The following is a 26,028-nucleotide window of genomic DNA, read 5'->3' on the forward strand; positions in this document are numbered from 1 at the left end:
GGGTCTAAGGCCGTGTCTGCCAAAGATCGCCTGGCGCGCGGCGCCCCACATCCCGCCTGGCCGCGGTGCACATCGTCACCCATATAACCAATATGAATTCCTCCTGCACCACGCCCAGCCGGGCGCGGGGCGCCGCGCGCCATCGCGCTACGCGCGATGACCGGCGCTATTTGCCAGACACGACCAACGCTTGCTACTTCAGCCCGTACGCCCGGGTCACGGTCTGCTGCAGCCGGTTGCCGGCCTGGTCGGACACATCCACCCGAAGCGTCACCGCGCCACCCGCGGCCTTCTGCGGATGCACGACGAGCGCTTTGTAGGTGTTCCGCCCGGTCCTGAGCAGCCGCGCGGACTCCCAGGTAGCACCGTCGTCGTATGACAACTCCAGCTTGACGCGGGCGATCCTGGCCGACTTCGCGCCGTCCTGGTGCCGTACCGCCAGCTTCAGCGGCACCAACCGGCCGGTGCGCACCTGGCTCGAGGCGTCGGCCGTCGGAACGTCGTACTCGGCCAGCAGCAACGGCAGCTGCTCCGGCTTCTTCTCGGTCCCGGTGCCCTTCGAGGAGAACGTCCACGCCGAGGCGAGCTTCGTCGAGTACTTCCACCAGGGGAACGACCGCGTGCTCTCCTGCTCGAGCCGGAACGTGTCCGCGCCGGCGGCGAGCTCGTAGAAGCCGAACCGGTCGGGCGTCTCCCCCACCAGCTTTCCGGCGCGATAGAGCCGCTGAACGTGCGTGTCGGCAGAGGAGTTGTCGACCCGGTCGCGCTGGTCGGCGAACGCGTTCATCACGACCTCGAGCGCGCCTTCCGTACGCCGCGCCGTGCCGAGCCACGGCAGGTCGTTGCCCGCGGGCAGCGAGTGCGTCGCGACCGGATGGAACCAGCGGACGTCGTGCCGCGAGCCCGGCCGATACGCACGCGGCAGCTCGGCCAGGCTGACGCCGGAGCTGTCGTCCAGGTTGACCGGAAGGATCACCTGCGTCCACTTCATCTGGTTCGCGAGGATGTAGTCGGTCCGCGTGGACGGGGTGTCGAACTGCGGGATGAGGTTGCCGCCGTTCTCGCTCCCCAGCGGCGTGATCGCGCTGCGCACCTCCGAGGTCTCGCCGCCGCTCGGCGCGTGGGCGCCGAACGACACCGCCACCTTCGCCAGCTCACTCTTGCGCACCCGGTACGTCAGGTCGGCCGGGATCCGGCCCTCCACCGGAATCGCCAGATCGTAGACGTACGGCGACCGCGCGATCCCCGTGACGTCCAGCCGGACCGGGCCTTTCTCCACCAGGGCAAGCAACTTCGCGGCCGCTGCCCGGTCGGTCATGATGCTCGGAGTCTCGTACGGCGGCTCGCCCCACCACCACTCGCCGGATCGTCCCGGGAACGACGGGTCGTAGAACAGCGCGAGCTTCGCGCCAGCGGCGGCCGCCGCCCGTGCCTCGTCGGCGAACGACGAGTTCTGGTCGTGCGCGATCAACGCGACGCCACCCTCGACGTCGCCGCCCGGGAACGTGTCGACCGGCATCCTGGCTTTCCCGTCGAACCGAGGGGCGAACGGGATCGCACGCGGCGCGAGGTCGAGGCCCTTCGCGCCCACGACGTTCATTGTGATCGGCGGCGCCTCGCGGCGTACCTCTGTGGAGAACTCGAGCTTTCCGACCTTCGCCTTCGCCGACGGCACCGCGAACAGCCGCCGGTTGGTGTCGTGGGCGGTCCCGCCGAACCCGTTCCAGGACGCTCCGTTCGCGGAGACCCGGACGAGGCCGAACGCCTTCGTGTGGGTGTTGGTCCTGGGTCCGTTCTGGACGTCGAGCGTGACCTCGCGGGCCTTGGTGCCGTCCAGGTCGACCGTCGTGTCGCGCTGGAGATCGACGTTCGGCTCGTGGATGAGGAGGAACTCCGGGAGCGACTCGTCGGTCGCGTTCACGGCCGCGGTGACGCCGACGCTGTACGCACCCTTGGGCAGGCGGAGGGTGACCTTGCCGTTCTCGATGGGGATGAACGGGTTCAGCGGGTACCACTGGCCGTCGTCGGTGTCGGCGATGTTGAGCAGGTCGGTGATGGGCTCGCCGTGCCGGTCGACGGCGTTGATCGTGAGGTCGTACAGCTCGGGCTCGAGGTACCAGGCGATCGGCGTGCGGAGCTGGCCGTCGCCGTTTGTGGCGGTGAGCGCGCCTTCGTGGACGCCGTTCGGCATTCCGGCGGGGTCGAGACGTACGTTCACGGTCGCACTGCTCTGGGCGGCGATCGTGAGCGCGGTCTGGTCGATGGTGAGGTTGCCGGTGACCGCGAGCTCGAGGGTGACGGGGCTGGTGCCGGTGTTGGTGTACGTGATCGGCTTGGTCACCGGCGCGGGGTTGTCGTGGGGCCACTTGAAGTAGCCGAGCTCGAGCTTTCCAGTGTCGGTGTGGACCTGCTCGGTCGTCGCGTGGGCGACGTCGATGCGGCCGGCGCCCTGCTCGAACTCGGTGAGGTCGGCGTGCGGCTTCGCGGTGCTCATCAGGCTGGCGCGGACCTCGTTCGCCTTCCAGGACGGGTGCTGCTGCAGCAGGATCGCGGCGGCTCCCGCGACGTGCGGCGCGGCCATCGACGTTCCGCTCAGGCTGACGTGGTCGTCGCCGACGGGGTCGCCGAGCTCGGTGCCCGCCGCCTTCGCGGCGACGATGTCGACGCCGGGCGCGGTCACGTCCGGCTTGAGACCGCCGTCGCCCACGCGCGGGCCGCGGCTGGAGAAGTCCGCGAGCTCGTCCTGCTTGTCGACGGCGCCGACGGTCAACGCCTCGTCCGCACTACCGGGACTGCCGATCGTCTGCTCGCCCAGCTGGCCGTCGTTGCCCGCGGAGATGACGAACAGCGTGCCGGTCTGTTGGGTGAGGCGGTTGACGGTCTCCTCGACCGGGTCGACGCCCGGGCTGTCGGTGCCGCCGAGGCTGAGGTTGACGACGTTCGCGCCCTGGGCGACCGCCCACTCCATGCCGGCGATGATGCCGTCCCAGTAGCCGCCGCCGCTGTCGTCGAGGACCTTGGCGCTGAGGAGCGTGGCGTCGGGGGCGACGCCCCTGTACTTGGTGTCGTTGCTGGCGACGATCGAGGCGACGTGCGTGCCGTGGCCGAAGTGGTCGGTGACCTCGGGGCTCTCGCTGAAGTTCTTGGCCTCAACGACGTTGTTCTGGAGGTCGGGGTGGGTCGCGTCGATGCCGGTGTCGGCGATCGCGACCTTGATGCCCTCGCCGGTGAAGCCCTTCGCCCAGGCTGCGGGGGCGCCGATCTGCTTGACGCTCTGGTCGAGGCTCGCTTGCACCTTCTGGCTGAGCCAGATGTAGTCGACTCCGCTGTCCAGCTTTGCTGTTCTGGCCGGCTTGGTGTCGATGGCGTTCCAGAACGTGTCCGCGTTCTGCTTGTCGACGCGGACGGCTTCGGCGTTGATCGACTTCAGCAGCCTGGTGCGCTTGGCGCCCTTGATCGTGGCTTTGGCTTGGGAGCGGTCGAGGATCAGCGGGAGGGTCTTGGAGCGCTTGTCGTCGAAGCCCTGCTCGATGAGCGTCGTGACGTCGAACAGCGTCGGGTCGAGTCGCTTGGCGAGGACGTACGGGCGGGCCTTCTCGGGGATCACGTACGTGTGGCCGTGCTGCCTGAGGATCTGGAGGTAGTCCGAGCTTCGCTGCTTGCCGATCAGCGACACGGGCTCGCGGCCGGGCTGGCCTGGCCCGACGAGGACGACGTCGCCGGTGACCAGCGTGACCCGGTGCGCCCCTGCTGCCCCCGCGGTATTGGGCTTGCTCGCGACGTCGACTTGGGCCTGCCCAACGCCCGTCCCCGCCACCATCACCGCCGCGAGGACGCTCGCCGCGATGGCATGCCTTCGTGGTTTCTGGACCATGTTCTCCCCGTCATCGGCCAACAGAAGGAGGCCCGAGCCGGACAGCTCGAACCTCACACCAGAAACGACGCCTGCCGCGGGCAGAAAGGGTAATCGGTGTCCATTTCCGGCCCGACCGGGCGAGCCCGTCGCTAGCTGACGAGTCGGGCCCGTAGCGCGTCGACCTGGTCGTCGCCCAGGCCTCCCTGCCGGAGGTACGGCTCGGCGCCGCCATACCTGTCCTCGAGGTGCTCGAGTAGGGCGAACATCGTTGCCGGTCGAGCCGTGAAGGACTCCGCCAGCTGGTCACGTTCGGTGGGGTCGTCGACGAGCGCGAGCTGTGCGGCGAAGTGGTCACGCATGCGGTCGTCCAGGACGGCGTAGTCGGCGACGACGGCATCGGCCGGTACTCCCGCGAGGCTCAAAGCCAGGGCGATCACGTTCCCGGATCGGTCCTTCCCCGCATGGCAATGGACGACGACTCCGCCCGACGGCGCGTCCGCGATCGCCCCGACCGCCGCGGCGATCATGGCGGGGTTGCGGTCGAGCATCGCCATGTACTGCTGGTCGATGGTCTGGGTTGGATCGTAGGGATCGTCGACGTGGTAGAGCGGCTGGTTGCGGTAGAGCGGGCCGTTGGCGAACGGAGATGGATCACCCTCGCACTCCGGGGGCGTTCGCACGTCGACGATGCGGCTCACGGAGGCCCGCCGGACCGCCTCGACGCCGGCCTCGGTCAACCGGGAGAGGTTGTCGGAACGGATCAACGCCCCCGCCGCGATCTGGCGACCGTTGCTCGTGGGCAGGCCACCCAGATCGCGGACGTTGAGACAGTTCGGCCACTGCAGTTGCCTTGGTCCTGTCACAGGTACCAGTACCTCTTCCCTCTCGGCCACCGATCAGCCGAGCTCGCTGAGAGCAGCTCTGCGGGACCCGAGTCTGCGCCACTGGGCGCCGAAACATAAGTCTTGAAGTCGCGGCCCAAACCTGCGAAAAATGGATGGGAAGAACTCGTCGTTTCCGGCTGATCAACAGGCGCTTCCCACACCCTTAGCGGACCAGCGGCGTGATGCCGGGCTTGGCGAGGTCGGCGGCGGTCTCGCGGAGGCGGTCGACCAGCTCCGAGCCCAGTGGTGGGTGCCAGCGGCCCTTGCGGCGGAGGACGCCGACGTAGCGGTGCGGGAACGGGCGGACGCGGACGAACGCGAGGCCCTCGATCTGCGGCGCCATCGCCAGCGCCGGCACCAACGCGACTCCCACGCCGCCCGCGACGAGCGTCTGCATGAAGCCGTAGTCGCTCGCCCGGCACGCCGTTCGGGGCGGGAAGCCCGCCGCCAGGCAGTACTGGTCGGTCTGCAGCCCGCAGTCGCGGACGCCCTGCACCCAGCGCTCGTCGGCGAGATCCGCCAGCTCGATCTCCGCGCGGTCCGCCAGTGGATGGCGCGCAGGCAGCGCGGCGTACATCTCCTCACCGAGCAGCGGCGTGTACTCGTACTCCGCGGCCCACTCGCGCGGCGGCGCGGGCGTGAAGAAGTGGTAGACGATCCCGAGGTCGGCGCCACCGGCGGCGAGCAGCGGAACGGTGTCCTGCGGCTCGGACTCGCGGACGTCGAGCTCGACCTCCGTCCGCGCCGTGAGCCCGACCAGCGCCCGCGGCAGCAGCGCCAGCCCGGCCGTCGGGAACGTGGCGATCGCGAGGCGCCCGACCAGCCCGTCGGCGTACGCGGCGAGGTGCCGCTCCACCTGCCCGAGGTCGCCGTCCAGCTCGGCGGTCACGTCCGCCAGCATCCGCCCCGGCTCGGTCACCGAGACGCCGCGCGGGCCCCGGTGGACGACCGGCAGCCCGAGGGAACGTTCGAGCGCGCCGATCTGCTGGGAGACCGCGGACGGCGTGATCCGCAGCTCGCGGGCGGCGGCCGAGAAACTGCCGGTACGGGCGACCTCGCGCAGCACGCGCAACCGGTGCAGATCGAGCATGAAGTACAACTTAAAACATCGTGTCAAAGTCGTAGTTGCTCTTCACTCGGAGCCCACACGAGGCTGGGGCGCATGACGAGAAGCTCGTGGGCCCAGCTGCTCGGTTTGTCCGCCTTGTGGGGAGCGTCGTACCTGTTCATCAGCATCGCGCTCACCGGCGTCGGGCCGTTCGCGCTGACGTTCGGGCGGGTGGCGGGCGCCGCGCTCGTGCTGCTGCCGTTCTGGTGGCGCCGCCGCGCCGTGCTGGCCAAGCGCTGGCCGTTGGTCTTCCTCGTGGCGATCCCGGAGATCGCGCTGCCGTTCACGCTGATCAACACCGGCGAACGGACGATCGACTCCGGCCTCGCCGGCACGCTCGTCGCGCTCGCTCCGCTGTGGCTGGTCGTCCTCGGTCCGCTGCTGCGGCAGGGGCGGCCGACCGGACGGGCAGTGGGCGGGACGCTGATCGGGCTCGTCGGCGTCGCGATCCTGCTGGGCGGGATCGGTACGGGCGCCGACGTGCACCTGCTCGGCGCCGCGCTCGTCGTGGTCGCGGCGGCGTCGTACTCGGTCGGCGCCGCGCTGCTCGCGCGCTGGTTCGACGGGATCGACGCGGTGACGATCACCGGGAGTACGACGGCAGCGGCTTCGATCATGCTGCTCCCGTTCACGGCGTTCGATCTGCCCGACCGGATGCCGAGCTGGCAGGCCATCGCGGCGATCGCGGTGCTGGCGGTCGGTGGCACGGCCGCTGGTCTGGTCCTGTTCAACAAGCTGATCACCACGGCCGGCCCCGCTCGGGCGAGCCTGGTGTCGTACCTCGCGCCGACGTTCGCCGTCGGGTACGGCGCTTTGCTGCTGCACGAGCCGGTCGGGCCGGGCACATTCGCGGGTCTGGGCCTTATCCTGGTCGGATCATGGCTTTGCACGCGAAGCCGACGTGCGTTACCGCCTGTGGTCGAGACCGAGATCACAGTGCGAAAACTTCCGGCGCGGGGAACATGAGCGCCTAGGTCAGCCGTCCCATAGGCTGGAGACGGCTGAGGGAGGCCGACGTGGAGTTTCTACTGATTCTGCTGGTCGTGATCGGTGCGATCGCGGTCGTGTCGAATATTCGCAGCAACAAGCGCCGCAAAGAGATCGCGGCCTCGGACTTGGCGAAGGTCAAGGCGTTCGCCGAGGAGGACGTGACCCGCTTCGGCGAGGAGCTGCAGCGCCTGGACGTCGATGTGGCCGGGCATGACCTGGACGACTCGACTCGCCAGGACTACGAGCGCGCCTTGGACGAGTACGACACGGCCAAGAAGCAGCTCGACACCGCGGCGCGTCCCGACGACATCAAGAACATCACCACGATCCTCGAGGACGGCAAGTACGCAGTGGCGTGCGTCCGGGCTCGGATCAAGGGTGAGCCCTTGCCGCAGCGGCGCCCGCCGTGCTTCTTCAACCCGCAGCACGGGCCGTCGACCGAGGACGTCGAGTGGGCGCCCGCGGGCGGGGAGTACCGTCGCGTGCCGGTGTGTGCCGCGGATGCCGAGCGGGTCCGTGCCGGCGCCGAGCCGGACATTCGCAAGGTGATGACCGACGACGGCGAACGCGTCCCGTACTGGCAGGGCGGCCAGGCGTACTCCCCGTACACGCAGGGGTACTTCGCCGGCTTCGCGACCTCCGGCCTGCTGCCGGCCATCCTCATCGGCTCGATGATGGGCGGCATGATGGGCGGCGGCTGGGGCGACGGCGGCTACGCCGACGGTGACGGTGAAGGCGGAGACGGCGGCGGTGGCGACGGCGGCGGTGGTGACGCCGGCGGCGACATGGGCGGCGGCGACTGGGGCGGCGGCGACTTCGGCGGCGGCGACTTCGGCGGCGGCGACTTCGGCGGCTTCTGACCCGTCCAGCTTTGAGCGACATGGCCGTGCTTGGTTCGCCAAGCACGGCCATGACTCGTCTAGAGCGGGTGCCGCATCCAGACGTTCGGCTCCACATAGACGGCGTAGTCGTGCCGCGGGTCACAGTGCACGGGGACGAGGCCCTGGGGCACGATCACGTCGCCCGGAGTGTCGAATGGCAGACCGGTCCAGTCCCGCCACTCGGCGAGCGAGCCGGAGATCGTCATCGAACGCGGCGCCACCTTCACGATCGACGCACCGGCCCGAGCGTGCACCCGCAGCCACGGATCGACCGGCAACCCGTCCGGCCGCACCAGCTGCACGTACTCCGCCATCGACAACGACGGCTGCTCATGCTTCGCCGTCGGCCGCACCGGCGCGAACAACTCCCGATGCCCCTGCCCAGCAGCAGCCTCACGCATCGCCGACAAGATCCGCCCCGACAAGCCCTGACCCGACAGCGCAGGACTGACCGCGATCTCGATCGCGCTCACCGCCTCCGCCGGCCGCTGGCCGTGATCCTGGAACGCCCACAGCAGCACCGCGTCCCAGCCACCGTCGGGCAGCTCGCCGCCGCGCTCGGCTAGGGCGAAGGGCACCGAACGGCCGCGGCCAACCACCTGGCCGGCGGGGTCGGTGGCGACGACGCAGTACTCGGGGAACGTGCGCACGATCCGTCCGTACAACGCGCCCCCGAGCATGCCCTGGCTCAGGTACGCCGGCATGGTCCGTTCGACCTCGCCCAGCCGGCCCGCGTACTCCGGCCGCTCGGCCACCGTGCTCACCGTGATCACGACCGACCTCCTCAGAGCGGGTGCCGCATCCAGACGTTCGGCTCCACATAGACCGCGTAGTCGTGGGTCGTGTCGCAGTGCACCGGGATCAGGGCCTGCGGCACGGTCACGGGGCCGTCGGTGTCGAACGGCAGACCGGTCCACTCCCGCCACTCCGCCAGCGAGCCCGAGATCGTCATCGAACGCGGCGCCACCTTCACGATCGACGCACCGGCCCGAGCGTGCACCCGCAGCCACGGATCGACCGGCAACCCGTCCGGCCGCACCAGCTGCACGTACTCCGCCATCGACAACGACGGCTGCTCATGCTTCGCCGTCGGCCGCACCGGCGCGAACAACTCCCGATGCCCCTGCCCAGCAGCAGCCTCACGCATCGCCGACAAGATCCGCCCCGACAAGCCCTGACCCAGATACGCAGGGCTGATCGCCACCTCCAGCGCGCTCACCGCGTCCGCGACGTTCTTCTGCGCCTGGTCGTAGAAGGCCCGCAGCAGCACCGCGTCCCAGCCACCGTCGGGCAGCTCACCACCGCGCTCGGCCAAGCCGAACGGCGCCGAACGCCCGCGCCCCACCACCGCGCCGGACGGGTCCAACGCCACCACGCAGTACGCCGGGAACGCGTGCGCCACCTGCCAGAACAACGCGTTCGCCAACAGGTCCTTGGCCATGAACGTCGGCCAGGTGTCCTCGAACTCGTACAACCGGTCCGCGTACTCCGGCCGCTCGGCAACGGTCGTCAACGTAATCACAAACGAGAGTCTGCCTCAGTAGGGAATGTCCGTCGGCCCGGCAGCGACCCCGTAGTTCAACGCCGAAAGCGTCAGCAACACCAGCGAGGACGTCCAGCCCAACGGCGCCACCATGATCGGCCGCCCTTCCGGCGACACCTGCTCGGGCAACGACCCGGTCGCCGTACGGTGCCGGTCGAGCCAGTCCAACAGCTCCTCTGCCCCCGCGCGGTCCCCCGACGACGCCAGCACCAACGCGAACAACGCGGTCTCCGGCGTCCAGGCGATCCCGTCCCGCCGCCACCGCTCCCCCGGCTTCAGCCCGCCGTTCGGCAGCCGCAACTGCCGCACAGCCCGATGCACAGCAGCGTCCACCGGAGCACGAGCAGGTGCGAACGGTGGAGCAAGAAACGCCACCGCGGCGTCCATCCCACCCGACGGAACCCGCCGCGGATACCCGTGCGGCCCGAACGTCGTCTCGATCGCGGCAGCCAGCCGATCGGCCGCGGCATCCCAGCGAGCCGACTCCACCGACCGCCCCGTCCCCATCGCCAGCGAGGCCGCCGACCGCAGCCCCAACAGCAACGGCGCCGCCGTCCCCAACGTCACCTGGGTCTCGCGCAGTTCCCAGTAGTCCGGCGACACCGACGGCAACCCCGACGGACCCAAGGACCGCACCGCCGCATCGGCCGACGCGGCAACCATCGGCCACAACTCGGAGACGGTCCGCCGCACGCCCTCGTCGCCCGAGGTGTTCGTCTGCCACCAGTACCAAACGGCCCACGGCACCCACCCCGACCCGTCCAGCTGCACACCCCGCGAGTCCGGCGGCAACCCCGACCCGTCCGGCAGATACCGCGCCTGCCAACGACCATCCGCGGGATGCATCGCAAGCAGGTACCGCAGGATCACCTCGGCGCGCCGGTGCTCGTGCCCGGCGCACAGAGCTGCCACGACGAACGCGGAGTCCCGCGGCCACACGTACCGCCACGCCGGATCCCACGCGGCGACCTGCGCGCCCGGCTCACCCGCCATCCCCAGCAGCCGAAGGTCCGAGACCGCACGCGCCGCCATGTCTGTGTAGCGAGGATCGACGACCAACCCACCGAGGGAGTCCGAGTCCATCTCGTACGAGTACGCCCGCGTGTCCAACGTGATCGGCCGCACGACGCCGTCGGCACCGAGCACGATGCCCTGCATGAACAACCGGGGTGCGACCCGGTGCGCCGGTCCGACGACGAACGCCAGCACCAGCAGCAACACCACCCAACGCGCCCCCCGTAGCGCGTTCAGCGCTCCCGTGGCACCTGCTCACGTCGGTGCAACCGGCGCGCCGCCTCGGCGATCGAGCCGCTCAGCGACGGGTACACGGTGAACGCGTGCGCCACCTGGTCGACCGTGAGATTCGCCGAGATCGCCAACGACAGTGGGTGAATCAGCTCACTCGCCCGCGGCGCGACGATCACGCCGCCGACCACGATGCCCGTACCAGGACGGCAGAACAGCTTGACGAAACCGTCCTTGAAGTCCTGCATCTTGGCGCGCGCGTTCCCCGTCAACGGCAGATTGACAGCGACCGCGTCGACCTTGCCACTGTCGATGTCGACCTGCGACCAGCCGATCGTCGCGATCTCCGGCGAGGTGAACACGGTCGCGCTGACCTCGCTGAGGTCGAGCGGTTGAACGGCGTCGCCGAGCGCGTGCCACATCGCGATCCGCCCCTGCATCGCCGCGACGGACGCGAGCATCAGCACACCGGTGCAGTCGCCGGCCGCGTACACCCCACGCGCCGCCGTACGGGAGACCCGGTCGACCTCGACGAAGCCGCCCTTGTCCAGGCCGACGCCCGCCTTCTCCAGGCCGATGTCCGCGGTGTTCGGGATCGAGCCGACCGCGAGCAGGCAATGCGAGCCCTCGACCGTACGGCCGTCGGTCAGCGTCACGAGCACGCCGTCGCCCTGGCGTACGACGCTCTGCGCCCGCGATCGCGACAGCACCGTCATGCCGCGGCGGGTGAACACGTCCTCGAGCACGGTCGCCGCATCGGCGTCCTCGCTCGGCAGCACCCGGTCGCGGCTGGAGACGAGCACGACGTCGCAGCCGAGCCCGTTGTACGCGCCGGCGAACTCCGCGCCGGTCACGCCGGACCCGACTACGATCAGGCGTTGCGGCAGCTCATCGAGCTCGTACACCTGCTCCCAGGTGAGGATCCGCTCGCCGTCCGGGACCGCGTCGGGCAGCACCCGCGGGTGAGCGCCGGTCGAGATGAGAATGACGTCGGCCGTGAGCTCCTCGATGCCGCCGTCGGTGAGCTCGGCGACGACACGGTCGGGGCCATCGAGGCGACCGGTGCCGCGGACGATGCGTACGCCCTCGCGTTCCTGCGCCGCCGCGATGTCGGCGGACTGCGCCTTGACGAGCGCCTTCACGCGAGTGTTGACGCTCTCGAGATCGACGTGGACCGCGCCGCTCTCCGGCTCGGCCCCGGCGATGCGCACGCCGAGCTCGCCGGACTCGCGGATCTCGGTGAGGACGTCCGCGGTGGCGACGAGCGTCTTGCTCGGCACGCAGTCGGTCAGCACCGCGCTGCCGCCGAGGCCGTCGCGGTCGACGAGGGTTACTTCGGCACCGAGCTGGGCGGCGACGAGGGCGGCCTCGTACCCGCCAGGTCCCCCGCCAACGATCACGACACGAGTCACGGCGCCATTGTTCCAGACCGGCGCCGCGGTGCTTGACCGTCGAGCTGACGACGAGCGACCCCAGCCCCCACCTGACCTCGCCACCAGCGTCGCTCGGCGGCGGCTCGCGGGCAGGCGCCGCGTTAAAGCGCCGGTCTCGCCGCGCGCCAGCGCGGCAATGATGCAGCTACATCGGGACTCCTCCGATACGCTCAGAGCCCGTGACCCTGTACGCGGCATACGGCTCGAATCTCAGCCCGGCGCAGATGTCTGCCCGGTGCCCGCACTCGCCGCTGCGCGGAACGGGGTGGCTGCCGGGTTGGCGGCTCACGTTCGGCGGCGAGGACCACGGCTGGGACGGCGCGCTGCCGACCGTCGTCGAGGACGAGAAGTCCCAGGTCTTCGTCGGTCTGTACGACGTCTCCGAGGCCGACGAGAACGCTCTCGACGAGTGGGAGGGCCTCAACCTCGGGCTCTACCGCAAGCTCCGGATCCGCGCGCACACGCTGGATGGCGACGTTGTGGCCTGGGTGTACGTGCTGGACGCGTTCGAGGGCGGCCTGCCCTCGGCCCGGCTGCTCGGCATCCTCGCCGACGCGGCCGAGGCGGGCGGCGCGCCGGACGACTACGCCGCCGAGCTGCGCGGCCGGCCCTGCCGGTCTATCGGCGACTAGCCTCCAGAACGAGCCGGAACGCGCCCTCACGCGCGACCAACCCGCCCAAGGCCGCGCGGCTCGTCACGAGCACGACGCAGCCCGCCGATCCCGGCAGCAGCGGACGGACCTGAGCCACGTTCGTCGCGTCGTCGAGCAGCACCAGGACGCGCCGGTCGGCGAGCAGCGAACGGTAGAGGCTCGCGGCCCGGTCCAGCTCGGCCGGCGGCGACGAGACGCCCAGCAGGGCGAGCAGCTCGAAGAGCGCGTCCAGCGGATCCGACTGCCCTAGCGACACATACAGCAACCCGTCGGGGAACCGCGACCGCACCCGATGCGCCCAGAGCACGGCGAGCGCGGTCTTCCCCACCCCAGCGGGACCGACGACCAGCGCGAGGGACGACTCCGGCACCAGCTCGTCGAGCGCATTCAGCTCCGCCGTTCGACCCACCAGTGCGGGAGAGGCGGGGAACGCCGACAGTTCGAGCGAGGGATCGCCGCGCAGGATCGCCGAGTGCAATTCCTCCACCTCCGGCGACGGCTTGGACCCGTACTCCGACGCGAGCCGCGCGCGGACCCGTTGGAACGCCGCGAGCGCGTCGGCCTGCCGCCCGGACCTGTACAAAGCGAGCATCAACGGCCGAGCGAACCGCGGATCCTCCGAAACCAACTCGGCCAGCTCCCCCACCAGCTCGCGATGCCGTCCCCGCGCGAGGTCCGCGTCCACCACCGCGGCGAGCGCCGCGAGCCGCTGATCCTCGAGCGTGCGACAGAGCCGCGCCCGCAGCGGCGGATCGGCGACGTCCACGAGCGCGGGCCCGCGCCACAGTGCGAGCGCCGGACGCAGCGCACCCTCCTGGACCAGCCGCTCGAACCGGCACGCATCGACGAGATCCGGCTCGAGCGCCAGCCGATATCCCGTGCCGACGGTCTCCAGCGGCACGCCGGCGGCCCGGAGCCGGGACACGTGCGCCCGCACGACCCCGAGCGCACCCGGCGGAGCCGTCTCCCACATCAGCGCGACGAGCCGGTCCCAGGGAACGACCCGGCCCACCTCCAGCCCGAGCAGCGCGAGCAGCAACCGCCGCTTGCGCGGGCCGAGCGAGAGCTGGCGCCCGGCCGAGGTCGCCTGGACCGGTCCCAGCAGCGCCAGCTCCATGCGCCCACTATCCCGCTTGCGCGCCGACGCAACCAGGACGCAACCGGCCGAGATCACGCTCTGACCAGGGCATCGATCGAGGTGGGGGTCGGGAATGGCGTTCGAGAACATCACCAGCTGGCCGTTCGTGGGAAGAGAACGGGAGCTGCGGCGGATCGTCGCAGCGCTGGCACAGCCCGCCGGCGCCGGGCTGATGATCGCCGGCCCGCCCGGGGTGGGCAAGAGCCGGCTCGCCGCGGAGGCCGCCGCGATCGCGGCGCGGGCCGGATTCGACTGCCGGCGCGTGCTCGGGACGCGCGCGGCCAAGGGGATCCCGTACGGCGCGTTGGCCCCGCTGCTCCGCGACCACGGCAGCGACACGCTCAGCGCGGTCGCCGAGGTCGTCGCTACCAGCGACGAGCGAACGCTGCTGCTCGTGGTCGACGACGCACACCTGCTCGACGAGGCCTCGGCCGCGGTCGTTCATCAGCTCGCGGCGTCGCGCCGGGCGTTCGTCGTCGTGACGGTACGGACGGGCGAGGCGAGCCCGGATCCCCTGCAGGCGTTGTGGAAAGACGGAACGGTCGACCGTCTCGACCTCGGCCCGCTGCCCCGACCCGACCACGACCGGCTGCTCGACGAACTGCTCTGCGGGCCGATCGACGGCGCATGCCGGCGCGACCTGTGGGAGGCGAGCCAGGGGAACGTGCTGTTCCTGCGCGAGCTGCTGCTCGGCGCCGTCGACCACGGCATCCTGCGCCGCGAGCGCGGCCTGTTCCGGCTGACCCGGACGCTGGCCAGCACGCCGCGGCTGGTCGAGCTCGTCGAGAGCCGCCTCGTCGACACCGGTCCAGCCGAACGCGAGCTGCTCGAACTCCTCGCGTTGGGCGAGCCGATCGCGTTCTCGCTGCTGACCTCCGTCGCCGATACCGCGCTGCTGCCGGCGCTGGAGCGGCAGGGGCTGGTCGCGACCGTCGTCATCGGCGACCGCCTGCACGTACGGCTCGCGCATCCGTTGCACGGCGAGGTGCTGCGGCAACGGATGAGCAAGCTGACCCAGCTGGTGTTGTGCCGGCGGCTCGCCGACGCCTCGACGGACGACGGCGACCTCGTCCAGGTCGCGGTCTGGCGACTCGACGGCGGCGGCGCGGCCCCGGCGGGGCTCATGCTCGCGGCGGCGAGGCGGGCGTACGACGCCGGCGACCTCGCGCTGGCCGAGCGGCTGGCGTCGGCGACGACGGCGCCCGAGGCGGACCTGCTCCTGGCCCGCGTCTACGGGCGGTGGGGGCGGCAGCGCGAACGGGCCGAGCGGCTCGACGCGCTCGACGGCCTCGACCTGCCGGACGACCAGCGCGCGGCGGCCGCACTGGAGCGGTCGGCGGTCCTCGCCGCCCAGCTGGCCGACCCGTGCCCGTCGCTGGCCGCGGCGGAGGCGAGCGTCGCACCGGGGCCGTGGCGGGACGAGCTCCGGGCCGAGCGGGCCTTGCGGGAGTTGCCGGAGGAGGCGCTGCGGCTGACCTCGCCGCTGCTGGAGTCGCCGGACGGGCGCGTGTTCGTACGGGCCGCGACCGCGGTGAGCCTGGCGTGGCGGCTGCTGGGCCGGTTCGAGTCGGCCGCCTCGATGGCGGAGCGGGCGTCGACCGTACGGCGGACGCTGGCCGACCCGATCGGGCTGCCCGAGCCCGGGTTCCTGGTGGCGCTGCGGGCCGCCGCCCTCGTGCAGGGCGGGTCGCTGGAGGCGCGGTCGGTGGTGGAGGTCGCGTACGACGAGGCCGTCGCCGCACGCTGCCGGGTCGGTCAGGCGTGGTGCGCCGCCGGCCGCGCGCTGGTCGCCGTGCAGGCCGGCGCACTCGTCGACGCCGCGCACCTGTGGACCGAGGCCGCGGCGGTGTTCTCCGATCTCGGCGAGCAGGAACCGGCGCGGTGGTGCCTAGCGAACCTCGCGATCACGTCGGCCTCGGTCGGCGACGTCCGGCGGGCTTCCGCGGTGCTCGAGCTCGCCGGACCGGCCAGCACCGTCGACCTCGAGCGTGCCCGGGCATGGGTGCTCGCCGCGGAGGGGCAGCTGGCGGAGGCCGTTCGGCGGCTGCGATCGCTGGCTGAGGGTTCTGCGCGTGCGGTGGCGGCGGTGCTCTGGCACGACTGCGTACGGCTGGGCGACGCCGCCCTCGCCGCACCTGCCCTGGCGACGCTGGCCGAGGTGGTGGACGGCGACCTGTTGTGGGCGCGGGCCCTGCACGCCGAGGGCGTCGCGGGCGGCGACGCCGGCGTGCTGGTCGCGGCGGCGGACCGGTTCGAGGCTCTGGGCGCGACGCTGTTCGCTGCCGAGGCTTCGGCCGCCGCCGCGGCGACGTATCGGCGCGGCGCCCAGTCCCGCACCGCGCAGAGCCTGGCCGGCCGGTCCCGCGCGCTGGTGTCGCGGTGCCAGCGGGTCCGTACGCCGGCGCTCGACCTCGCCGGCCCCGGCGCCGTGCTGACCGCCCGCGAGCGGGAGATCGCCGGCCTGGCTGCCCGTGGGCTCACGAGCAGCGCGATCGCCGGGCGGCTGACACTGTCCGTGCGAACGGTCGAGAGCCACCTGCAGCGGACGTACTCCAAGCTCGGCGTCACCAGCCGGCACGAGCTCGCCGACTCCCTCTCCGCCTGCTAGACCGACGTTTGAATGAAGGGCACCTTCATTCCATAGCCCGGCCCATCCACCATGTCCCATCAAACTGTGGGGTTCTGGTCGCGACACGCCAGCGTGTCGCGACCAGAACCCCACACTTTCGCGAAGGGCGGAGGGTCCCCTCGCTCGAGGAGGTTCGAATGAAGGTGCCCTTCATTCCATTGCTCAGCGGACGTGCCAGGCGTGGACGATCGTCTGCACCAGCTTGTTGCCGTCGCGGTCGGTCGCCGTGACGCGCAGCGTGCCGGCCTTCGCTCCGGCCGGCGCCTTCGGCAAGGTCACCTTGACAGCTGACCTCGGGCCGGAGGTCGCAGCCCGCTTGAAGGTCTCGCCGTCGTACGACACCTCGACCCGCAGGGTGGTCCCGCTCGGTCCGCGTACGCCCGGCTGGTAGCCCGGCCGGATCGTGAGCAGCTTGCCACCGGCCCGCGGGATGGCGTTGTTCAGATCGGTCTGGAGGTCGTACCCGAGCTGCAGCAACGGCAGGACCTCCCGCTTGCGTACGTGCGAGGACGTGAAGCTCCACACGCTCCGCGTCGACGACGAGGTCGTCGCCCACGACTCGGAGTTCCGGTCGACGGCGAGCTCGAGGTCGTACCGAGCCCGCGCCGCCGGCACCGGGAACTGGCCGGTCGGCCCGTTGAACGTCTTCACCAGCTGGCCGTTCTTGCGCAACGTCATCGTGGTGCGATCCTGCAGCTCCGACCCCGGGAACCCTCCGGTGTCGCCCCAGCCGTAGATCAGGTTGTTGCCCGACACGAACTGCGGGATGGTCACCCGGATCGCGTCCTCGTAGCGCGAGACCGGCAGTCCGACCGACTCGCCGCCCGTCACGTCCGGCATGGCAGGCCGGGTGATCGCCGGCCACCAGGACTGCTTGAACTGTTCGCCCTTGCGGAGTTGGATGTTGAGGCCGTACTCCTCACCCACCCAGTTCCACAGGTCGGCGGTCCCGCTGCTCGACCAGACACCCGCGGTGACGTAGTCCGTCTGCCGCAACGGAGCCTTGACAGTGCGCGCCAGCTGGTAGCCCGCGTCGATGCCGGGCACGTACGTGGTGCGCTGATCAGACTGCCCGAAGACGCGGCCCGGGTCGTGCTTGTGGAAGTCGGTGACCATGGTCGCCATCGGCAGCTTGCGTGTGTCGTACCGGAGGGGACCGTCGACCTCGCGCTCGACGAACATCAGGTCGTAGCGGTACGTGCTGTCCGGGACGCCGACCAGCCGCACCTGCCGTTCTCCCTTGGCCAGCGCGTCGCGCAGCTTGCGGCCCTCGGGCTGCTGCAGCGTGTAGTACGGCAGCGGCGGTTCCCACTGGCCGTCGCTCCAGAACCCTGGCTGGTCGCGGTAGAGCAACATCACCTTGACACCGGCCTTCGCCGCGTCCGCGATCTGGCTCACGGTGTCGTCGTACGAACGCCACTTGACGAGCGCGACAGCGCCCTTCGCCTTGGCCTCCGTCAGTTCGGTGGGCGTGCCCGTTCCGGCGTCGACGAGGCGCAGCGTCTGGTCGCCGACGAAGCTCGTGCCCCACTCGCCGTTCGGCGAGGGCACCCGGAAGCCGCCCGCGCCGAGCACGTCGACCGTGAGGACCGGCTGCTTGAGGTCCCACCGGTGGGTGACCTCGTACTTGCCTGACCTCGGCCGATCGAAGCGCTGGACGTAGACCTCCTTGGTGATCTCACCGGGCATGTTCCAGCCGAACAGCGTCGAGTTGCTGCCGATCGTGCGATGCCACGCGATGATGTACGACCGCGGGTCGGCCTGTTTCGGCGTCGAGATCGCGATCCGTTCGGTCTTGCGGGCATCGAAGTGCAGCTTCATCGACGAGCGCACGTCGAGCTCGGGCTTGCTGAACAGCGCGATCGACTTCGCCGCGTGCTCCTCGTCCTCGGTGTTGACGAACGCGCTGAGCGAGTACTTGCCGTCCGGTACGCGGATGACGACCTTGCCGTTCTCGAAGTTGTGGATCGTCATTTCGTTCGTGTCGTAGCTGACCAGCTGCACGTTCGTGGCGGACGCGTTGGCCGGCTTGCCGTCCCTGTCCGTCGCGGTGACGGTGAGGTCGCGGAGCTGGCCGTCGACGATCGCGCTGTAGGCCGTGCGGACCGATGTGCCGGCGCTGGTGCGCGCGACGATGGAGCCCGCGTACGTGCCGTGCTTCGTCTTGTCGACGTCGAGTGTGACGGTGCTCGTCGCGGTCTTGCCTGGCGCGATCGTCAAGCGGCGCGGGGAGAACGACAGACGCGCGTCGGGGTGGTTGCCCTGCGCGACGTTCGACACGTCGGCGGCGAGGTTGACCGTGACCGTGCGGTTGCCGGTGTTGCGGTACTGCAAGGCCCGCTTGACGAGTGGACGCGCGCTGCCCGTCCAGGTGATTCGGCCGACCGCCACCGAGGGCGTGTCGGTCACGACGTTGCCCTTGAGTCCGGTGGGGATGTTGATGAGTCCCAAGCCCTGTTGGGGAATGCCTACGTTGGACGAGGGGCGCGCGCTCGAGATCAGCGCGCTCTTCAGCTGCTGGCCGGTCCAGGTCGGGTGCTTCTGCGCGAGGATCGCGGCTGCGCCGGCGACGTGCGGCGTGGCCATCGACGTACCGGACAGGGTCGTGTACCACTGGCTGACGTCCCCGCCGAGGTTCGTTCCGGCGGCCCGGGCGGCGACGATGTCGACGCCGGGCGCGGTCACCTCGGGTTTGACCATGCCGTCGCCGAGGCGGAGGCCGCGGCTGGAGAAGTTGGCCAGCGCGCCCTTCTTGTCGACGGCTCCGACGGTGAGCGCGGACTTGGAGGCGCCGGGGAACGTGACCGTCTGCCCATCCGGACCGGCGTTGCCGGCGGCGACCACGAACAACGTGCCGGAGCTCGCGGACAACGTGTCGATGGCCTGGCTGAGCGGGTCGGAGCCGTCGGACGGTACGGGACCGCCGAGGCTCATGCTGACGACCTTCGCGCCGCTCGCGATGGCCCACTCCATCCCGGCCATGATCCACGAGTCGTAGCCGAAGCCCTCGTCGCTCAGCACCTTGCCGACGAGCAGGTCGGTGCCGGGAGCGACGCCCTTGCGGACCTTGTTGCCCGTCGACGCCTTGCCGGAGCCGGCGATGGTCGAGGCGACGTGCGTACCGTGGCCGTTGCGGTCCTGGACGGTCTCCTCGGGGACGAAGCTCTTCGAGGTCTTGACCTTCGCCAGGTCGGGGTGGGCCTGGTCGTACCCGGTGTCGAGCACCGCGACCTTGACGCCCTTGCCGTCAAGCCCGGCTTGCCAGGCCTTGTCGGCGCCGATCTGCTTGGTGCTCTTGTCCAGCGTCGCCTTCACACGGGCGTCGAGCCAGACCTTGCCGATGCCGCTGCCGAGGCGCGGCTTGCTCGTCCGGCGGTCGTCGTCGATCGACTCCCAGAACGTCCGGATCTGGTCGTGCTTCGGGGTGACCGCGACCGTCGCGAGCTTGGGGAACGTGCGGTGCTTCGCGAGCGCCTTCGGGAGAGCTGGGGCGCGCCTCGTACGGGCCCCGCTTTCGGTCGGCGTCAGCAGCAGCGGGAGCGCCTTGCCGCCGAAGCCCTGCTCGGCGAGCGCGCTGAGGTTGAACAGTCCGGGGTCGATCTGGCCGCTGTCGAGGTAGGGCGCGGCCGCGGCGGGGACGACGAGCAAGTCGCCCTTGACATGGCGGAGCTGGTAGCCGTTCGTTCGCCCTGGTTGGGGAACGAGGCTCGCGGACTGCCGTCCGTCGCTCTCGATCGTGAGTCGCGCTACGTCGCCGGTGACGAGCTTGAACGTGTAGGTCTTGGCGCCGGCCGTCCGTACGTGCTGTGGCGTTGGCGGCGCGCCTTGCGCGACTGGCGCGCTGACGAACGTGGCAGTGATGACTCCGACGATCGCGGCGAGCGCGATCGTCGAGCGAGGCGTTGGCACAGGCGTTGCTCCCCACCGAGGTCCGAAGCTTCTTCATGCGAGATCCATCAGGTCAAACCGGTCGGTCCCTCGCAAAGGTTGTCGGGCTCGCTGTCCGGTCGCGGCCTCGCCACGCAGTAGATTTCCGTACCGTGACCGACTTCTCTGACCCGTACGCCGCCGCCTCGGCCGCGGCCGCCACGCTCCGCACTCTGACCGGGATTGAGTCGCACGATGTCGCGGTGGTGCTGGGCTCCGGCTGGCGACCCGCGGCAGACCTGATCGGCACCACGGTCGCCGAGGTTTCGTCGACCTCCCTGCCGGGGTTCGCCCCGCCGGCGGTCGAGGGACACGCCGGCCTGCTCCGGAGCCTGTCGGTCGGCTCCCGGCGTGTGCTGGCCGTCATGGGCCGTACGCACCTGTACGAGGGCCTCGGCGTCGCGGCAACGGTGCATGCGGTGCGTACGGCCGTGGCGGCTGGGTGCCGGATCGTGGTGCTGACGAACGGCTGCGGGGGCTTGCGGACGGAGTGGTCGCCGGGGACGCCGGTGCTGATCTCGGACCACCTGAACCTGACCGGCCAGTCGCCTTTGTCGGGGGCGCGCTTCGTGGACCTGACTGATCTGTACTCGTCGCGGCTTCGGGACCTCTGCCGTTCGGTGGATCCGTCGCTGACGGAGGGCGTTTATGCCCAGCTGCCGGGGCCGCACTACGAGACGCCGGCGGAGATTCGGTACCTGCGCACGATCGGCGCGGACCTGGTGGGGATGTCGACGGTGCTGGAAGCGATCGCCTGCCGCGAAGCCGGGGCCGAGGTGTTGGGGCTGTCGCTGGTGACGAACCTGGCTGCCGGGATGACCGGGGAACCGCTGGACCACGCCGAGGTACTGGAGGCCGGCAGGGTGGCCGCCGAGCGCATGGGCAGTTTGCTCGCTTCGGTGGTGACCCAGCTCTAACTGGCGCCTGTTTTGGATGAAGGGCACCTTCATCCAAACCTATTGGATGAAGGTGCCCTTCATCCAACGCGGAGGGAGCGGTGGGAGCTGGGAAACCGCCCATGCCAACACTCCATGCGCGGGTGGCTGAGCTTTGGGTCTTGCTGTTGCTTTGCCCAACTGGGCTTGGGCGATCAGCTGGTCGGGCTGTTGCGGCGGTCGAGTGTGGTGGCCGGTCCGGGGCGCGTCAAGGGCGCCGCGGCGGCTTCGCAGAGGGGCGACGTCGCTTCGCGACCGCGGAGCGGCCCTTGACTCGCCCCGGCCCGGCCACCAGTTTCAAGCGCGCCGCCCCTGCCCCCGGAACAGGGTCCCGGGAGAGGTTCCTTCTTGCTTGGGTTGGTTGCCGTGCTGAGGTCGCTTGTGGGCCCTCGGCCCCTTGCTGTTCAGATGAGGCCGGGTGGTTCCGTCCGCCGCTGGTTTTTAATGAAGGGCACCTTCATTCGAACCTATTGAATGAAGGTGCCCTTCATCAAAAACGGTGGTCAGCTCACGCAGAACTCGTTGCCCTCGGGATCGCGCATCACCACGTAGTACTCCGGATCGGCCGGGTCGTCCTCGCGCGTCCGCCGCACTACGGACGCCCCGATCGTCTGCAGCTCGGTGACCTTCTCGTCCACGATCTGCACCCGCCGAGCCTGGGACAAAGTGTCATCCCGACCAGTCGGATAGAGATCGAGATGCAGCCGGTTCTTGCCAGCCTTGCGCTCCGGCACCTGCTGGAACCACATAGGCGGCCGTTGCCCGAGCGGATCGAAGATCCGGTCCTCAAACGCAGAACGCGACCCCAGCCGATCCCGATAGTGCGTATGCCACGTCGTCGAAGGCCCAGTGGGCGGCACCGGCTCGTAGCCCAAGGCCACGGCCCAGAACTCGGCCAGCCGCGGCGGGTCGTGAGCGTCCACGGTCAGCTGCCAGAACACCATCCCGGCGACGGTACCCCCGCACAAGGCAAAGCCGGGCAGGGGGCGACCCTGCCCGGCTTCGCACTCAAGAGACCTACAGCGAACGGTTGCGCTGGTTCACGCCCGGCCCGCCGTACGGGTAGTCGTCGACGATCGGCGCGCTCGCCTCGTCCAGCGACGCCGTCTCCTCCGCGGACAGGTGCAGGTCCGCCATGCCGAGGTTGTCGTCCAGCTGCTCGAGAGTCCGCGCACCCAGGATGACCGACGTCACAGCCGGCCGGTCGACGAGCCACGACAGCGACACCTGGGCCATCGAGACGCCACGCGCAGAAGCAAGCGCCCGAACGGTGTCGATCACGCGCCACGTCCGCTCGTCGGCGTTGCGCTTCCGCCACCCCTCCATGCCTCGCTCGGGGTTCTCGCCGAGCCGGGTCGCGCCGGTCGGGACGGCGTCGCGCTGGTACTTGCCGGACAGCCAGCCGCCACCGAGCGGTGACCACGGGAGGATGCCGATGTTCTCGTTCAGGCACACCTGCGTGAGCTCGAACTCCACCGCCCGCTGCAGCAGGTTGTACTGCGGCTGCAGCGTCGCGATCGGCACCGTGTTGTGGAACGACGAAAGCAGCGCGGCCTTCTGCAGCTGCCAGCCGAGGAAGTTGCTGACCCCCGCGTAGTGGATCTTGCCGGCGCGTACGGCGTCGTCGAAGAACCGCAGCGTCTCCTCCAGCGGCGTCACCGCGTCGAACGCGTGCGCCTGGTACAGATCGATGGTCTCGACGCCCAACCGACGAAGAGATGCGTCGAGCGCACGGGTGAGGTTGGTCCGCGAGTTGCCGACCAGGTGCCGCTCACCGGAACGGTGGAACCGGCCCTTCGTCGCGATCACCAGCTGGTCGCGCAGCTCCGGGCGCTTGCCGAGCCAGCGGCCGATGATCTCCTCCGAGACACCGCCGGAGTAGACGTTCGCGGTGTCGATGAAATTGCCGCCGACCTCGACGAACCGGTCGAGCTGGCGGTGCGAGAGCTCCTCGTCGGTCTCCGAGCCGAACGTCATCGTGCCGAGGCAGAGCGACGACACGGCCGTGCCGGTGTTGCCGAGCTTGCGGTACTCCATGCGGGCAAGACCTCCAGAAAGCGGCGGGCGGAACGATCCCTCTCCTACTCTTGCCGAGCCCATTTAAACTGTCCAACAGAAGGATCCGATCCCATCGATCGCTCTAGGAGATTGGTCCATGGAGCTGCGCCAGCTCGAGTACTTCATCGCCGTCGCCGAGGAACGCCACTTCACCCGGGCCGCGCAACGGATGCACGTCGCCCAGTCCGGGCTGTCGACGTCGATCCGTTCGCTGGAACGAGAGCTCGGCGCGGTCCTGTTCCTCCGCAACACGCGCAGCGTCGAGCTCACCGACGCCGGGCGGGCGCTGCTGTCGGAGGCGCGGCACACGCTCACGTACGTCGCCGCCGCCCGCGACGCGGTCGCCGCGGTGCAGGGCGTCCTGACCGGCCGGCTCGTCGTCGGGTCGATGCAGTGCCTCGGCGCGTTGCACGTTCCGGACCTGCTGGCCCGCTTCTCCCAGGCGCATCCCGGCATCGAGATCCACCTGCGGCACGCCAGCTCGCCGGACCTGGTGGAGCAGGTACGCGCGGGTGACGTGGACGTCGCGTTCGTCACGACTCCCTCACGCCCGGTCGCCGGTGTCGCGGTCGCGCCGTTGGCCTCCGAGCCGATGGTGCTGGCTTGCGGCGCCGGGCACGCGCTGGCAGAGAAGGACAGCGTCGAGCTGGGCGAGCTGAAGGAGGAGACGTTCGTCGACTTCCAGCCGGGCTGGGTCACGCGGGACGTCACCGACCTGGCGCTGGCCGGCGCGGAGTTCGACCGCCGCGTCGCGTTCGAGGTCAACGACGTGCACTCGCTGCTCGATCTCGTCGGCCACGGGCTGGGGATCGCGCTTGTGCCGCACACGTTCACGATGAAGCGGACGACGGCACGCTTCGTCCCGCTGAGAGCACCCGTGCCGGAGTGGCGGATCGGCATCGCCACCGCCGCGGGCCGGCCCGCCAGCGCCGCCGCGCGGGCGCTGCTCGCCGACGAGGCCCTCCGCGGCTGACCGCGCAATAGGTTGTGGTCATGACCGACCTCGTGGGGGCCGCGCGCGCCTGGATTGCCGAAGATCCCGACCCGGACACCCGGGCCGAACTCACTGCTGTCGTCGCCGCGACCGAGGCTGGAGAAGCCGCGGCGCTCGCTGAGCTGGAGGACCGGTTCAGCGGGCCGCTGGAGTTCGGGACGGCGGGGTTGCGCGGCGCGATGGGTGCCGGGCCGAACCGGATGAACCGCGTCGTGGTCATCCGCGCCGCCGCCGGCCTCGCCGCGTACCTGAGCGCCCGAGGCGGCGGAAAGGTGCTCGTGGGGTACGACGCGCGCCACAACTCCCACACGTTCGCCACCGACACCGCGGCCGTGCTCGCTGGCGCCGGCCTGGAGCCGCTCGTGCTGTCGCGGTCGCTGCCGACGCCGTTGCTCGCGTACGGGATCCGACAGCTCGGCTGCGTCGCCGGCGTGATGGTGACCGCGTCGCACAACCCGCCGCAGGACAACGGATACAAGGTCTATCTCGGCGACGGCTCGCAGATCGTCCCGCCGGCGGACAGCGACATCTCGGCGGAGATCGCGGCCGTCGGCCCGCTGGCATCGGTGCCGTTGGGCTCGGAATGGGAGACCATTGACGACTCGCTCGTCGCGTCGTACCTGGACCGGATCGCGTCGACGGTGTCGGCCGGCGGGCCGCGCGAGCTGCGGATGGCGTACACGCCGTTGCACGGGGTCGGCTGGACGCTCGTGCGCGAGGCGGTCGCGCGGGCCGGCTTCGCGTTGCCGGAGGTGGTCGCCGAGCAGGTGGCGCCGGACCCGGCGTTCCCGACCGTCACGTTCCCGAACCCGGAGGAGCCCGGCGCGATGGACCTCGCGCTGGCGCTCGGCGCGCGCATCGAAGCCGACCTGGTGGTGGCGAACGACCCGGACGCGGACCGGTGCGCGGTCGCGGTGCCAGTCGGGGACGGGTTCCGGATGCTGACGGGCGACGAGCTGGGTGCCCTGTTGGCCTCGCACCTCCTCGCGTCGGGGGCCGCGGGGACGTTCGCGACCACGATCGTCTCGTCGACGCTGCTGGGGAAGATCGCGGCGAAGCACGGGCAGCCGTACGTGGAGACGCTGACCGGGTTCAAGTGGATCGGGCGGGTGCCGGGGCTGGCGTTCGGGTACGAGGAGGCGCTGGGCTACTGCGTCGATCCCACGGCGGTGGCGGACAAGGACGGGGTCTCGACGCTCGTGCGGGTCGCCGAGCTCGCCGCCTCGCTCAGGGCGTCCGGGCGTACGTTGCTCGACCTGCTCGACGACCTCGCGCGGGAGTGCGGCGTGCACGCGACGTCGCAGCTGTCGGTCCGGGTGACCGACCTCGCCTCGATCGGCCAGACCCTGGAACGTCTCCGGTCGTCCCCGCCGTCGTCGTTGGGCGGACGGACGGTGGAACGGATCGACGACCTCGCCGCCCCGACCGGCCCGCTGCCGCCGACGCCCGGCCTCCGCTTCACGCTCGAAGGCGAGGCCCGCGTGGTGGTCCGCCCGAGTGGCACCGAGCCCAAGCTGAAGTGCTACCTCGAGGTGGTGGAGCCCGCGGCCGACGACCTGACCGCCGCCCGGGCAGCCGCCGCTGAGGGCATCGCGGCGATCCGCGCCGACCTGGAGAAGCTCGTCGGCTAGTCCCTGTCGCGTAAGTCGACGGTGCTGGCGGACGGGCACCGATGCCGCTTTACCTGGCGAGTGGGTGCTCTACGCGGGGTGTATCCCACGTGGAGCGGCAAATGATCATGTAAACATGATCAT

The 26,028-nt window shown here is 70.6% G+C and carries 18 protein-coding genes; 7 read left to right on the plus strand and 11 right to left on the minus strand.

Annotation, left to right across the window (positions count from 1 at the left end):
- Nucleotides 1–193: 193 nt before the first annotated feature.
- The 3 genes from JOD67_RS36665 to JOD67_RS36675 all read right to left on the minus strand — a co-directional run bounded on the left by JOD67_RS36665 (nucleotide 194) and on the right by JOD67_RS36675 (nucleotide 5,830).
- On the minus strand, nucleotides 194–3,874 hold the full coding sequence (locus tag JOD67_RS36665; protein WP_205122253.1) for a S8 family peptidase: 3,681 nt from the start codon (nucleotides 3,872–3,874) through the stop codon (nucleotides 194–196).
- A 131-nt stretch (nucleotides 3,875–4,005) separates the two neighbouring features.
- Nucleotides 4,006–4,719: a tyrosine-protein phosphatase gene (locus JOD67_RS36670; protein WP_205122254.1), complete on the minus strand. Its 714-nt coding sequence runs from the start codon at nucleotides 4,717–4,719 to the stop codon at nucleotides 4,006–4,008.
- A 184-nt stretch (nucleotides 4,720–4,903) separates the two neighbouring features.
- Nucleotides 4,904–5,830 (minus strand): LysR family transcriptional regulator, encoded by a 927-nt coding sequence (locus tag JOD67_RS36675; RefSeq protein ID WP_205122255.1) that lies wholly within the window; start codon nucleotides 5,828–5,830, stop codon nucleotides 4,904–4,906.
- 72 nt (nucleotides 5,831–5,902) lie between these two features.
- Between JOD67_RS36675 and JOD67_RS36680 the strand changes: the two genes are divergently transcribed.
- Nucleotides 5,903–6,814, plus strand: coding sequence for a DMT family transporter (locus tag JOD67_RS36680; RefSeq protein ID WP_205122256.1), 912 nt, complete (start codon nucleotides 5,903–5,905; stop codon nucleotides 6,812–6,814).
- Between the two features lie 50 nt (nucleotides 6,815–6,864).
- Nucleotides 6,865–7,698 carry a hypothetical protein gene (locus JOD67_RS36685; RefSeq protein ID WP_205122257.1) on the plus strand — a complete coding sequence of 278 codons (834 nt, stop codon included), beginning with the start codon at nucleotides 6,865–6,867 and terminating at the stop codon, nucleotides 7,696–7,698.
- Nucleotides 7,699–7,757: 59 nt separating this feature from the next.
- Here the strand turns inward: JOD67_RS36685 and JOD67_RS36690 are convergent, their stop codons facing one another.
- Genes JOD67_RS36690 through JOD67_RS36705 form a run of 4 tightly spaced genes read right to left on the minus strand, consistent with a single transcriptional unit; the run spans nucleotide 7,758 to nucleotide 11,919 of the window.
- The gene (locus JOD67_RS36690) at nucleotides 7,758–8,492 is read right to left on the minus strand and encodes an N-acetyltransferase (RefSeq protein ID WP_307782682.1); all 735 of its coding nucleotides are present in this window, start codon (nucleotides 8,490–8,492) and stop codon (nucleotides 7,758–7,760) included.
- A gap of 11 nt (nucleotides 8,493–8,503) precedes the next feature.
- On the minus strand, nucleotides 8,504–9,241 hold the full coding sequence (locus JOD67_RS36695; RefSeq protein WP_307782683.1) for an N-acetyltransferase: 738 nt from the start codon (nucleotides 9,239–9,241) through the stop codon (nucleotides 8,504–8,506).
- Nucleotides 9,242–9,256: 15 nt separating this feature from the next.
- On the minus strand, nucleotides 9,257–10,486 hold the full coding sequence (locus tag JOD67_RS36700) for a glycoside hydrolase family 15 protein (protein ID WP_205122258.1): 1,230 nt from the start codon (nucleotides 10,484–10,486) through the stop codon (nucleotides 9,257–9,259).
- A gap of 23 nt (nucleotides 10,487–10,509) precedes the next feature.
- Nucleotides 10,510–11,919 carry an NAD(P)H-quinone dehydrogenase gene (locus JOD67_RS36705; protein ID WP_205122259.1) on the minus strand — a complete coding sequence of 470 codons (1,410 nt, stop codon included), beginning with the start codon at nucleotides 11,917–11,919 and terminating at the stop codon, nucleotides 10,510–10,512.
- 200 nt (nucleotides 11,920–12,119) lie between these two features.
- Here JOD67_RS36705 and JOD67_RS36710 point away from each other — a divergent pair, with 200 nt between their 5' ends.
- Nucleotides 12,120–12,572, plus strand: a complete 453-nt coding sequence (locus JOD67_RS36710; RefSeq protein WP_205122260.1) for a gamma-glutamylcyclotransferase family protein — start codon at nucleotides 12,120–12,122, stop codon at nucleotides 12,570–12,572.
- Here JOD67_RS36710 and JOD67_RS36715 read toward each other — a convergent pair.
- A complete protein-coding gene (locus JOD67_RS36715; protein WP_205122261.1) occupies nucleotides 12,559–13,710 on the minus strand; it encodes an AfsR/SARP family transcriptional regulator in 1,152 nt (383 codons plus the stop codon). The genes JOD67_RS36710 and JOD67_RS36715 overlap by 14 nt on opposite strands.
- 94 nt (nucleotides 13,711–13,804) lie before the next feature.
- On the opposite strand from JOD67_RS36715, the gene JOD67_RS36720 reads away from it, so the two are divergent.
- Nucleotides 13,805–16,339, plus strand: coding sequence for a LuxR C-terminal-related transcriptional regulator (locus tag JOD67_RS36720; protein WP_205122262.1), 2,535 nt, complete (start codon nucleotides 13,805–13,807; stop codon nucleotides 16,337–16,339).
- A gap of 183 nt (nucleotides 16,340–16,522) precedes the next feature.
- Here JOD67_RS36720 and JOD67_RS36725 read toward each other — a convergent pair whose 3' ends face one another.
- On the minus strand, nucleotides 16,523–20,269 hold the full coding sequence (locus JOD67_RS36725; RefSeq protein ID WP_205122263.1) for a S8 family peptidase: 3,747 nt from the start codon (nucleotides 20,267–20,269) through the stop codon (nucleotides 16,523–16,525).
- A gap of 131 nt (nucleotides 20,270–20,400) precedes the next feature.
- Here JOD67_RS36725 and JOD67_RS36730 point away from each other — a divergent pair, with 131 nt between their 5' ends.
- A complete protein-coding gene (locus JOD67_RS36730) occupies nucleotides 20,401–21,204 on the plus strand; it encodes a purine-nucleoside phosphorylase (protein WP_307782684.1) in 804 nt (267 codons plus the stop codon).
- Nucleotides 21,205–21,725: 521 nt separating this feature from the next.
- Here the strand turns inward: JOD67_RS36730 and JOD67_RS36735 are convergent.
- Entirely contained in the window at nucleotides 21,726–22,166 is a 441-nt protein-coding gene (locus JOD67_RS36735; RefSeq protein ID WP_205122265.1) for a VOC family protein, read from the minus strand.
- A 73-nt stretch (nucleotides 22,167–22,239) separates the two neighbouring features.
- Entirely contained in the window at nucleotides 22,240–23,259 is a 1,020-nt protein-coding gene (locus JOD67_RS36740; protein ID WP_205122266.1) for an aldo/keto reductase, read from the minus strand.
- Nucleotides 23,260–23,377: 118 nt separating this feature from the next.
- On the opposite strand from JOD67_RS36740, the gene JOD67_RS36745 reads away from it, so the two are divergent.
- Nucleotides 23,378–24,253: a LysR family transcriptional regulator gene (locus JOD67_RS36745; protein WP_205122267.1), complete on the plus strand. Its 876-nt coding sequence runs from the start codon at nucleotides 23,378–23,380 to the stop codon at nucleotides 24,251–24,253.
- 20 nt (nucleotides 24,254–24,273) lie between these two features.
- On the plus strand, nucleotides 24,274–25,905 hold the full coding sequence (locus JOD67_RS36750; protein ID WP_205122268.1) for a phospho-sugar mutase: 1,632 nt from the start codon (nucleotides 24,274–24,276) through the stop codon (nucleotides 25,903–25,905).
- Nucleotides 25,906–26,028 lie beyond the last annotated feature (123 nt).

It is taken from the genome of Tenggerimyces flavus (assembly GCF_016907715.1).
In the GTDB taxonomy this organism is placed as follows: domain Bacteria; phylum Actinomycetota; class Actinomycetes; order Propionibacteriales; family Actinopolymorphaceae; genus Tenggerimyces; species Tenggerimyces flavus.